Raw genomic sequence first — 10722 nt, 5'->3', positions numbered from 1 at the left:
TACATTCCGAACCCGGAAGCTAAGCCTTACAGCGCCGATGGTACTGCAGGGGGGACCCTGTGGGAGAGTAGGACGCCGCCGAACAAATTTTGAAGGAAACCCCCGTGCCATCGGCACGGGGGTTTTCTGTTTTCTGGCGTCGTAAGGTCGACTTATGCGCTACGAACTGGTCGTCTTCGACAATGACGGTGTGCTCGTCGACAGTGAGCCCCTCTCCAATACGCTGCTGGCCGGCTATCTCACCGAACTCGGGCATCCGACGTCGTACGAGGACTCCCTGCGCGACTACATGGGCGCCGCCCTGCACCGCGTACACGACGTGGTCTACGAGCGGACCGGGGAACGGCTGCCCGCGGACTTCGACGACGTGTTCCACGAGCGGGTGTTCAGCGCGTTCGAGCGGGAACTCCAGCCGGTCCCCGGGGTCGTGGAGGTGCTGGAGAAGCTGACCGCCGACGGAGTGCCGTACTGCGTGGCCTCCTCGGGAAGCCATCAGCGGATCCGGGTCGGGCACCGGACGGCCGGGCTCGACCGGTGGTTCGGGGAGGAGCGGGTCTTCAGCTCCGAGGACGTCGGGCGGGGAAAGCCGGCGCCCGACCTCTTCCTGTACGCCGCCGAGCGGATGGGAGTGGCCCCCGAGAAGTGTGTGGTCATCGAGGACAGCCCGCTCGGGGTGCGGGCCGCCGTCGCCGCCGGGATGGCGGTCTACGGGTTCACCGCCATGACACCGGCCGAGAAGCTCCGGGGCGCCGACCGGCTGTTCGGCGATATGCGTGAGTTGGCCGGACTCCTGGCCTGATCCCGGGAGGTGCCCCGGTAATTGGGTGCTTGATCTATCTACCCAGCGGTAGGCCGGGCGCATACGCTGAGCCGCCATGACCGATGGGAACGCAGGCATAACAGGTGCGATGCGGTGGGGCCGCAGAGCGCTGGGATTCAGCTTCTTCGCCCAAGGAGCGGCGTTCGCGCTGCTGGTGACCCGGATTCCGGCCATTCAGGACCAGTACGGGATCTCGGACGGACTGCTTCCCGTCTTCCTCGCCGCCGTGCCGATCCTCGCCGGGGTCAGCAGCGTCTGCACCGAGCAGCTCGTGAAACGGGTGCGGCCCAGCCAGGTGCTGCGCTGGGCCCAGCCCGTGGTGCTGCTGGCCCTGCTCGGCGTCGGCGCCGGGGACACCCTGGTCGAGGTCGCCGTCGCGCTCGCCGGGTTCGGCCTGGCCGTGGGCGCGCTCGACGCGTCGATGAACATGCTCGGCGTCAGCCTGCAACACGCCTACGGGCGCAGCATCATGCTCGGGTTCCACGCCGCGTACAGCCTCGGCGGCATCGTCGGGGCGTCGGTCGCGTGGGCCGGGGCGCACTGGGACCTGACGCTGTTCGTGTCCTACCTGCCGGTCGCCGCCGTGCTGCTGCCGCTCTGCCTGATCGGCAGCCGGTGGTACGCGGACGCCCGCGGCGCGGCGGACGCGGCGGCCGAGGCCGAGCGGGAGCAGAGCGGCCGGCTCGTGTTCAAGCTGCTGCTGCCGCTGTGCCTGGTGATGGCGTTCGCCTACATCGGCGACTCGACCGTCTCCAACTGGAGCGCCAAGTACCTCCAGGACGTGCTGGGCAGCTCGGAGCAGCTGTCCACGGTCCCGTACAACGTCTACATGGTGATGACCCTCGTGGGGCGCGCCGTGGGCGATGTGGGGGTGCGGCGGTTCGGGCCCGTGGCGGTCGTGCGGGTCGGGACCGTCGTCGCGGCCGCCGGATTCGGTGTGGTGGCCGCGGCGCCCGGGCCGGGGGTCGGGATGCTCGGCTTCACCCTGCTGGGGCTCGGGCTGTGCGTGATCGTGCCGCAGACCTTCGCCGCGGCCGGCCGGCTGTTCCCCGGGGCGTCCGACGCGGCCGTCGCGCGGCTCAATATCTTCAACTACGTTGGTTTTCTGGTCGGATCGCCGCTCGTGGGCGCTTTGGGCGATGCGTGGAGCTATCGCGGGGCGATGCTCGTGCCGATGGTGTTGGTGCTGGTGACCCTGGTGTACGCCCCGTCGTTCGGCAGGGGCGGCGACCGATACGGTGGCGGGCATGAGCGGCCGCGTGCAGTTGATGTGGGACCCAGCGGTAGCGGGGTATGACTTCGGGCCCGGGCATCCGATGGACCCGGTCCGCCTCGAACTGACCCGGAGCCTGGTGGGCGCCTTCGGGCTCGACCGGGGCCCGGACCTGGAGGTCGTGGCCGCGGCCCGGGCCGGGCAGTCCACGCTCCGGCTCGTGCACCGCGAGGACTACGTGGCGGCGGTCAAGGCCGCCTCCCTCGATCCGGGCGCCGCCGATCCCGCGTACGGCCTGGGGACCGCCGACGATCCGGCCTTCGCCGGGATGCACGAGGTGTCCGCGCTGATCGCCGGGCAGTCCGTGGGCGCCGCCGAGGCCGTGTGGCGCGGGGACGCGCTGCACGCGGTGAACTTCGCCGGCGGGCTGCACCACGCGATGCCGGGCGCCGCGTCCGGGTTCTGCGTGTACAACGACGCGGCGCTGGCCATCGCGCGCCTCCTGGAGCTGGGCGTCGAGCGGGTCGCGTACGTCGACGTGGACGTGCACCACGGGGACGGCGTCCAGGCCGCGTTCTGGGAGGACCCGCGCGTGCTGACCGTCTCGCTGCACGAGCATCCCCGCACCCTCTTCCCGCAGACCGGGTGGCCCGAGGAGACCGGCGCCGACGGGGCCGCCGAGGGGACCGCCGTCAATGTCGCGCTGCCGGCCGGGACCGGGGACGCCGGCTGGCTGCGGGCGTTCCACGCCGTGGTGCCGGAGCTGCTCGCCGAGTTCCGGCCGCAGGTGCTGGTCACCCAGCACGGCGCCGACACGCACTTCGAGGACCCGCTCGCGCACCTCGCGGTGTCGCTCGACGCGCAGCGGGCCGTGCAGGTGGCCTGCCACGGCCTGGCGCACACGTACGCCGACGGGAAGTGGGTCGCGCTCGGGGGCGGCGGCTACGCCGTCGTCGACGTCGTGCCGCGCTCCTGGACGCATCTGGTGGCCGTCGCCGCCGGGCGGGACATCGCCCCCGAGACCGTGATCCCGGAGTCGTGGCGGCAGGAAGTGTTCGCCCGCACCCGGCAGTTGGCCCCCGGCCGGATGACCGACGGGCGGTGGCCCGTGGAGTTCCGGGAGTGGGAGGAGGGGTACGACCCCGCCGACCGGCTGGACCAGGCGATTCTGGCCACGCGGAAGGCCGCGTATCCCCTCCGGGGGCTGCTGGCCTGAGAGCCGGGTTACTCCGACTGTGCGGTGTTTTGGGGTTTTGGGGGTGCCGCGGGGGCCAATGGGCGAGCATCGCAAGGGTGTTGAGCACCGGCGCCCTGCGCGCGCATCTGTTGGCGGCTCGGCTTGCCGGGCCCGTGGCGACCTCCCGTGAGGAGAGTCTGCGCAGTTACCGGCTCTTCGAGGCGCGGGACCCGCGCGTCCTGCTCGGGCTCGATCCCGAGTGGGCCTGGGGGCAGCGTGATCTGCTGGCCCTCATGGCCGACCGGTGCGGGGTGTCGCCGGATCCCGGACACACCTCGGGGTGCGACATCATCGATCCAGAACGTACGCTGGCGGCGCTCGACGCCTTCGGCGACCGGCTCGGCAGGGCCGCCGACACACGTACGCCCGTGCTCATCGGGACGGGACACCCCCATCGGCTGCTCGGTTTCTACGCCTCCTTGGCCAGTGCCCTGTCGGCGGCGGGCTGTCCTGTCCTCACCCCCGCGCAGGGTCTCCGTGTCGACATAACGACCCGGTTCGGCCTACGCACGTACAACCTTGACTACGCACGGGGCGTCGCGCTGGTGCGCGAACCGGACGCCCGGCCGCCCGGGAGCGAGACCGGCGCGCACACCCACTCGCCCCTCCCGGTTCGTACCGCTCTGACCGCTCTCGCGGATGCCGGGGAGCCCCTGCCGGGGCTGGTCGTGGGGGACCACGGATGGGTCTGCGGTGCAGGTCAGTTGGGGTTCGACGCCATCGGGCTGGCCGATACGGACGATCCCGCGCTGTTCGTCGGTGAGGCGGAGGGGCAGGTGTCCGTCGTCGTTCCGCTTGATGACGCTGTGCGGTCTGATTACTACCGACCGCTTACTCGCTATGTACTCAATCGAGCGTGTCTGTCACAGTAGGCGGCCGATCGCTGCTCCTCTTCCCCACTCGCACCACACGCCCCTACATTGGGTGTGAGCACGCAACGACGTTGAGTCACCGGAAGGGGAAGCCGGTGGCCGTCGAGTGCGGAAGGTTCAGGTGTGACATGGCTGCTGGTGAGACCAGGCCTCTGAACGAGGTGCAATTCCTGACCGTGGCGGAAGTCGCTTCGGTCATGCGAGTGTCCAAGATGACCGTGTACCGGTTGGTGCACAGCGGTCATCTGCCCGCCATCCGGGTCGGCAGGAGTTTCCGCGTCCCGGAGCAAGCGGTTCACGAGTACCTCCGCGAGTCCTATGTGGGGGTGGATGCGGGCTGATCCACAGCCGGCGAGACCCTCGATTTCGGGCTCGGTGCTCAGGCGGGGTAGGCTGGCCCCCCGTAGGTCGTGTGGGCCCCAATGCAGCCCCGCACCGAGTGATGGTCCCCGCATTGCGGGGCTTGTCCGAGAAGTGAGCGAGGGTAGTCGTGGGCTCTGTTATCAAGAAGCGCCGTAAGCGGATGGCGAAGAAGAAGCACCGCAAGCTGCTGAAGCGCACCCGCGTGCAGCGTCGCAACAAGAAGTAAGCGTCTGCTGCGTCAAGCGCGTCACTGTGGCCCTCCCACCAACCGGTGGGAGGGCCACAGTGCATTGGGGCGGACCGGGCCGTGCCGGGCCCGCTGATGTACGTACGGCTGTGGCTGTCGTCACTTCATGCAGCCTGCGGTCATCACAGCGCAACACCGAACCGCTAACGTGAGGCCCGAGCAGTCAGGGCGGAGCGCGGCGAGGCGGGGACGGAAGGTAGGCGCTGATCTTGGGCAAGGTCGTGCTCGTGACCGGGGCGGCCCGGCAGCTGGGGGGCCGGTTCGTCCGGCGGGTCCAGCGGGAGCCGGACGTGGAGCGGGTCATCGCGGTGGACGCCGTGCCGCCCGCGCACCATCTGGGCGGGGCGGATTTCCTCCAGGCCGACATCCGGCAGCCGGCGATCGGGCGGGTGCTCGCCGAGCACTCCGTGGACACCGTCGTGCACCTGGACGTCACCGGGACGCCGCTGGCCAGCGGCGGGCGCGGGTCCCTCAAGGAGACCAACGTCATCGGCACGATGCAGCTGCTCGGCGCCTGTCAGAAGGCGCCCAGTGTGCGGCGGCTCGTGGTGAAGTCCAGTACGAACGTGTACGGGTCCGCGCCGCGCGACCCGGCCGTCTTCACCGAGACCACGCCGCCCAAGTCGCTGCCGAGCGGCGGGTTCGCCAAGGACACCGTCGAGGTCGAGGGGTACGTGCGCGGGTTCGCCCGGCGCCGGCCCGACGTCGCCGTGTGCGTGCTGCGGTTCGCCAACATCCTCGGGCCGACCGTCGACACACCGCTCGCCCAGTACTTCGCGCTGCCCGTCCTGCCGACCGTGTTCGGGTACGACCCGCGGTTGCAGTTCGTGCACGAGGACGACGTCATCGAGGTGCTGCGGATCGCCTCGCACGAGCCGCGGCGCGCCACCCTGAACAGCGGGACCTTCAACATCGCCGGGGACGGGGTGCTGCTGCTCTCGCAGTGTTCGCGCCGGCTCGGCCGCCCGACCGTGCCGGTCCTGCTGCCGGCCGTCACCTGGGTCGGCGGCGCGCTGCGTACGCTGGGGGCGACGGACTTCTCGCCCGAGCAGATCCGGTTGCTCACGCACGGGCGGGTGGTGTCGACGGTTCAGATGCGCGAGACGCTGGGGTTCCGGCCCGCGTACACGACCGCGGAGGCCTTCGCGGACTTCGTACGGGGCCGGGGGCCCGGTCTGCTGCCGCCCCAGGCCCTGGCGTCAGCCGTGGACAGGGTGGCCGCGCTGCCCTTCCTGGGCGGTGCCGGGGCACCGAGCCGCCCACCGACGCAGAGCGCCAACTGAGGAGCGCATCAACGATGGCGGATGCCAAGGTCATTCCGTTCGACGACGACAGGTCGCGGGGGGCGGCCGGCAAGGCTCCCGCACGCCGCAGGGGCCCGTCCGGCCGGCGCAGGGGCGACACCGCGGCCGTGCGCGAGGTGGCGGCCGTGCCCGAGCCGCAGCCGTCGCCCGACGCGTCCGGCGCGTCCGGCGCGTCCCGCGCGTCCGGCGCGGAGGCGGACGGCGCCGGTGCGGACCCGGCGGCGCCGTCGCGGGGCTGGGACCGCAGGATCGCCGGCGGCCTCGCCTTCCTGCGGCGCCGGATCACCGGGGACTACGACGTCGACGAGTTCGGCTACGACAAGGAACTCACCGACCAGGTCCTGATGTCGCTGCTGCGGCCCCTGGCCCAGAAGTACTTCCGGGTCGAGGTGAAGGGCATCGAGAACATCCCGTCCGAGGGCGGGGCGCTGATCGTCTCCAACCACTCCGGGACGCTGCCGCTGGACGGCCTGATGATGCAGGTCGCCGTGCACGACCATCACCCCGAGGGCCGCCATGTGCGGCTGCTCGCGGCCGACCTGGTCTTCATGCTGCCGGTCGTCAACGAGCTGGCCCGCAAGGCCGGGCACACGCTGGCCTGCGCGGAGGACGCCCAGCGGCTGCTGGAGGGCGGCGAGCTGGTCGGCGTCATGCCGGAGGGCTTCAAGGGCATCGGCAAGCCGTTCAGCGAGCGGTACAAGCTCCAGCGGTTCGGCCGCGGCGGCTTCGTCTCGACCGCGCTGCGCGCCGGCACCCCGATCGTGCCGTGCTCGATCGTCGGCGCGGAGGAGATCTACCCGATGGTCGGCAACGCCAAGACCCTGGCGCGGGTGCTGGGCTTCCCGTACTTCCCGGTCACGCCGACGTTCCCGTGGCTGGGGCCGCTGGGCGCGGTGCCGCTGCCGACGAAGTGGACGATCCAGTTCGGGGAGCCGATCGCGACGGACGGGTATCCGCCGGAGGCGGCCGAGGACCCGATGCTGATGTTCAACCTGACGGACCAGGTGCGCGAGCAGATCCAGCACACGCTGTACAAGCTGCTGGTGCAGCGCCGGTCGGTGTTCTTCTGATCGGGCTTCTGACCGTTGTGCTGTTCCCGCGTACGCGGCAGGGCCCGGGGCGGTGTGCCCCGGGCCCTGCCGCGTACGGTGCGGTGGCGCTAGTCGGCGTCCTCGCTGTCGATGCCCAGGCCGGGGAGCAGGCCCGGCAGGAGCGGGGGCAGGGTGACGTCCGGCTTGGCCGGGCCGGTGGTGCCGTCGCTTGACCTGCCCTCGGACGGGGTGGGGGTCGACACGTCCTTCGGGGGGTCGAGCAGGCCGCCGGTGGTCTCGCCCAGCAGGCCGTCGTCCTTGCCGCTGCTGGAGCTGGACGGCTTGGGTTTGGCCGAGGACGGGTGCCGGTCGTGGCCCGTGGTCCCGGACGGCGACGACCGCTCGGTGCCGGGCGTGTCCGCGGTGGTGGAGCCGCCCCGCTCCGTGCCGCCCCGGTGGCTGCTCTGGCCGGGGGGCCGGGGCAGCAGCGAGCGCAGCGGATCGACCTCTTCGTCTATGGCGGCGAAGACCGAACTCACCTGGTCGCGTACGTCACCGAGCTGGACCGGGAGCTTGTCGCTGAGCGCGGACCAGCTCTTGCGGTGCGATTCGGCGAAGGCGGAGAGGGCCTGGATCGGCCCGAGCGAGCCGTCCCGCTTGTAGGCCGCGCTGAGCAGCTTGTGCCCCTCCGACGCGTCGTACCGCATGCCCGACAGGGCGCGGCGGACCTCACCCACGGACTCGTGGTCGAGGTGTCCGGTGCGGCCGCGGTCCATGAGCCGACGGGCCTCGTTCAGCCGCGTCGACGCCTGGTCCAGATAGATCTGGCCGCGGTCCGAGTCGCCGTCGGCCATGCCCAGCTTGAGGTCCTCCATGCCGCGCTTGAGGCCGTAGAGGTGGTCACCGGGCAGCGCGTTCGAACTCGCGGCCGCCACGCCGCCGAACGCGCCCGCGGCCACGCCGACGGTCAGCCCGCCCGCGGCGATGCCCTTGGTGATGCGGGAGCGGGGCCGCAGCTTCCGCAACGGGCCGGCGCGATGTGCGCCCTTGGCCTTCGCCGACCGCTGTTCCGGTACGGCTGGGCCCGGCGCTCCCTCCGCGAACATGGCCTCCATGGCGGCGACGAGCTGGGCTCGCTGCACCACTTTGACCTCGGGGTCGAGCTCCGGTTTCGGCAGTTCGCCGAGGCCTTCGGCAAGGGTCAGAAGTCTGCCCTGCTCGGACTGCTCGGACGGGGCGGCCGGTTCTTCCGGCTGCTGCGCCACCGCGTCCTGGGCGGACTCGTCCCCCAGGGCCTGGGCGAAGGCGTTCGCCCGCCGGTGTGCCGAGACATGTGCGATCACTGGCGGCACCTCCTCTCGTCATGACGGTCGACTCCCCAGGTGGTCCTGGGGTTGCACACCGAAACAGCTTGCACACGATCGAGTGAGTGAAACCGATCCGGATGTGACCACAGGGAGCCTGCATCCCGCACAACGAGCGGCGCGGCACTTGGGTTACGGACCGACGGATGATCCGACCGCGATCGCATCCCTCCCTCACAGAAGGTGAGTTGGAGGATGCGGATCGTGACGGTCGGTCAGCGGGCGTCGTCGGGGAGGAGCCGGGCGAGGGTGCGGACGGCCCGGTACTGGAGGGTCTTGATCGCTCCCTCGTTCTTGCCCATGACGCGGGCGGTCTCGGCGACGGACAGCCCCTGGAGGAAGCGGAGCGTCACGCACTCCTGCTGCTGCGGGTTCAGCCGGCGCACGGCTTCGAGCAGGGCCGCGTTCGACAAGGACTCCAGGACGGAGTCCTCGGGGGAGCGCTCCACCTCGTTCGCGTCCAGCATCTCGCCCGTGGTGACCTCCAGGCGGAAGCGGCTGGACTTGAAGTGGTCGGCCACCAGATTGCGCGCGATCGTCACCAGCCAGGCGCCGAAGTCGCGGCCCTGCCAGGTGAACGTGCCGATCCGGCGCAGGGCGCGCAGGAAGGTCTCGCTGGTGAGGTCCTCGGCCGTGGCCTTCCCGCCCACGCGGTAGTAGATGTACCGGTAGACGGTGTCGCTGTACTGGTCGTACAGGCGCCCGAACGCGTCGGCCTCACCGCCCTGGGCGCGCTCGACCAGGTCCATCATCCGCGCGCTGTCGCTGTCCGCGGCGGGGCGGCGGGCGGTGGAAGTGCCGGACGTGCCGGCCGCGCCGGAGCGCGCTCGTCTGCCCGCCGTGGCCGCGCCGCTGTCGGCCATCGCGAAGCATGGTCGGGCGGGCGCAGGGACGGCGAGGGCGGGGACGGCGTACGCGGTGGGGACGAAGCCGCGCAAACGGTCGACGACCGTTGCGCGCAGCGTAGCCAGGCCCGAGGCGTCAACCCCGACGTGTTGAAACACGGGACTCCCAGAGGCAGAGCTTCCATCACGTGCAGTGCCGGACCGTTCACTCGTCGTACTGACGAGTGGGTACCGGAATGCGTCTGAGGAGAATAACGCTTCGTGCAGGGAGCGCTACACCCAGTTGCTCAAATCACCGATTACGTCACTTCTGTAGCTGTTCGACGGCGGTTCAAGCACCGGAGAGTGACCATTTGTTGATCGGATCAGGTCATGTTCCGGCAGCGCTCGTGACGCGTTGTGGCCGAGTGGTATCTGCGTGACTGGCCGCGCCCGGTGCCGGGTAAGACGTTCGGAATGCGCTGCGGGGAGGGTCAGCGGCGGCGGCGCTGGAGCGCGATGACGGCCGCGGTGCCGCCCGCGACGGCGCCGAGGCCGGCCGCCGCCGGGATGCCGACCCGGGCCGCCTTGCGACCGGTGCGGTAGTCGCGCAGCCGCCAGTCCCGCTCCTTGGCGTGGGCGCGGAGCTTGGCGTCCGGGTTGATCGCGTACGGGTGCCCGACGAGGGAGAGCATCGGGATGTCGTTGTGGGAGTCGCTGTACGCGGCGCAGCGGCCCAGCTCCAGGCCCTCGGCGGCGGCCAGCGCGCGGACGGCCTCCGCCTTCGCGGGGCCGTGCAGCGGCTCACCGACCAGCCGGCCCGTGTAGACCCCGCCGATGGACTCGGCGACCGTGCCCAGGGCGCCGGTCAGGCCCAGACGGCGGGCGATCACCGTGGCGATCTCCACCGGGGCGGCCGTGACCAGCCACACCTTCTGGCCGGCGTCCAGGTGGGCCTGGGCGAGGGCGCGGGTGCCGGGCCAGATCCGCTCCGCCATGTACTCGTCGTAGATCTCCTCGCCGATGGACATCAGCTCCGAGACCCGGTGGCCCTTGACGATGGACAGGGCGCTGTTCTGCGCGTCCTGCATGTGCTCGGGGTCCTCTATGCCGGCGATCCGGAACCACGCCTGCTGCCAGGCGAACCGGGTCAGCTCGCGGCGCTGGAAGAACTTCCGCTTGTACAGGCCGCGGCCGAAGTGGAAGATCGCGGCGCCCTGCATCACCGTGTTGTCCAGGTCGAAGAAGGCCGCGGCCTTGTCGTCGCCGACGACCGGGAAGTCCGGTTCCTGGTCCTTCGGGCCCGGCGGCGCCTGGGTCTCCAGGTCCTCCAGCTCCAGGGAGGACTTGCGGGCGGCCTCCGCCGAAGCCTCGCCTGCCAGCACGCTCCGCGCGGTGGCGGAGCGCCTACGGGGTGTGAGCCATCCGAGAGCGGCCATGGCGTGAG

Annotated in this window: 11 protein-coding genes and 1 rRNA gene; 9 read left to right on the top strand and 3 right to left on the bottom strand. The window is 71.1% G+C overall.

Features of this window, described 5'->3' with window-relative positions; translation table 11 throughout:
- From rrf to ACIP5K_RS23365, 9 genes are all read left to right on the top strand, one after another.
- Positions 1-84: ribosomal RNA gene (gene rrf, locus ACIP5K_RS23405) — 5S ribosomal RNA — on the top strand; the annotation flags it as partial.
- A gap of 70 nt (positions 85-154) precedes the next feature.
- Positions 155-799, top strand: a complete 645-nt coding sequence (locus ACIP5K_RS23400) for an HAD family hydrolase (RefSeq protein ID WP_401412271.1) — start codon at positions 155-157, stop codon at positions 797-799.
- A 76-nt stretch (positions 800-875) separates the two neighbouring features.
- On the top strand, positions 876-2117 hold the full coding sequence (locus tag ACIP5K_RS23395; protein WP_401412270.1) for an MFS transporter: 1242 nt from the start codon (positions 876-878) through the stop codon (positions 2115-2117).
- Complete coding sequence (locus tag ACIP5K_RS23390; protein WP_401412269.1) at positions 2068-3249, top strand: acetoin utilization protein AcuC; 1182 nt, start codon at positions 2068-2070, stop codon at positions 3247-3249. The genes ACIP5K_RS23395 and ACIP5K_RS23390 overlap by 50 nt, the downstream gene beginning before the upstream one ends.
- 77 nt (positions 3250-3326) lie before the next feature.
- Complete coding sequence (locus ACIP5K_RS23385) at positions 3327-4142, top strand: phosphatase (protein WP_401412268.1); 816 nt, start codon at positions 3327-3329, stop codon at positions 4140-4142.
- 128 nt (positions 4143-4270) lie between these two features.
- On the top strand, positions 4271-4483 hold the full coding sequence (locus tag ACIP5K_RS23380) for a helix-turn-helix domain-containing protein (RefSeq protein ID WP_401412267.1): 213 nt from the start codon (positions 4271-4273) through the stop codon (positions 4481-4483).
- 149 nt (positions 4484-4632) lie between these two features.
- Positions 4633-4731 (top strand): 30S ribosomal protein bS22, encoded by a 99-nt coding sequence (locus tag ACIP5K_RS23375; RefSeq protein ID WP_003948845.1) that lies wholly within the window; start codon positions 4633-4635, stop codon positions 4729-4731.
- A 230-nt stretch (positions 4732-4961) separates the two neighbouring features.
- A complete protein-coding gene (locus ACIP5K_RS23370) occupies positions 4962-6035 on the top strand; it encodes an NAD-dependent epimerase/dehydratase family protein (protein WP_401412266.1) in 1074 nt (357 codons plus the stop codon).
- Between the two features lie 14 nt (positions 6036-6049).
- Positions 6050-7126: a lysophospholipid acyltransferase family protein gene (locus ACIP5K_RS23365; RefSeq protein ID WP_401412265.1), complete on the top strand. Its 1077-nt coding sequence runs from the start codon at positions 6050-6052 to the stop codon at positions 7124-7126.
- Positions 7127-7215: 89 nt separating this feature from the next.
- Here ACIP5K_RS23365 and ACIP5K_RS23360 read toward each other — a convergent pair whose 3' ends face one another.
- The 3 genes from ACIP5K_RS23360 to ACIP5K_RS23350 form a co-directional block, all read right to left on the bottom strand.
- On the bottom strand, positions 7216-8430 hold the full coding sequence (locus ACIP5K_RS23360; protein WP_401412264.1) for a DUF5667 domain-containing protein: 1215 nt from the start codon (positions 8428-8430) through the stop codon (positions 7216-7218).
- 236 nt (positions 8431-8666) lie between these two features.
- A complete protein-coding gene (locus ACIP5K_RS23355; protein WP_353943179.1) occupies positions 8667-9455 on the bottom strand; it encodes an ECF subfamily RNA polymerase sigma factor, BldN family in 789 nt (262 codons plus the stop codon).
- A 314-nt stretch (positions 9456-9769) separates the two neighbouring features.
- Positions 9770-10714: an HAD family hydrolase gene (locus tag ACIP5K_RS23350; RefSeq protein WP_401412262.1), complete on the bottom strand. Its 945-nt coding sequence runs from the start codon at positions 10712-10714 to the stop codon at positions 9770-9772.
- Positions 10715-10722: the final 8 nt, after the last annotated feature.

The sequence above is a fragment of the Streptomyces sp. NPDC088785 genome (assembly GCF_044750685.1).
In the GTDB taxonomy this organism is placed as follows: domain Bacteria; phylum Actinomycetota; class Actinomycetes; order Streptomycetales; family Streptomycetaceae; genus Streptomyces.
This window is presented reverse-complemented; position numbering and strand designations above follow the sequence as displayed.

What these genes read in the sequence shown, in the direction of transcription:
- ACIP5K_RS23400 (WP_401412271.1), top strand. Translation starts at nt 155, where the DNA reads ATGCGCTACGAACTGGTCGTCTTCGACAATGACGGTGTGCTCGTCGAC.
- ACIP5K_RS23395 (WP_401412270.1), top strand. Translation starts at nt 876, where the DNA reads ATGACCGATGGGAACGCAGGCATAACAGGTGCGATGCGGTGGGGCCGC.
- ACIP5K_RS23390 (WP_401412269.1), top strand. Translation starts at nt 2,068, where the DNA reads ATGAGCGGCCGCGTGCAGTTGATGTGGGACCCAGCGGTAGCGGGGTAT.
- ACIP5K_RS23380 (WP_401412267.1), top strand. Translation starts at nt 4,271, where the DNA reads ATGGCTGCTGGTGAGACCAGGCCTCTGAACGAGGTGCAATTCCTGACC.
- ACIP5K_RS23365 (WP_401412265.1), top strand. Translation starts at nt 6,050, where the DNA reads ATGGCGGATGCCAAGGTCATTCCGTTCGACGACGACAGGTCGCGGGGG.
- ACIP5K_RS23350 (WP_401412262.1), bottom strand. Translation starts at nt 10,714, where the DNA reads ATGGCCGCTCTCGGATGGCTCACACCCCGTAGGCGCTCCGCCACCGCG.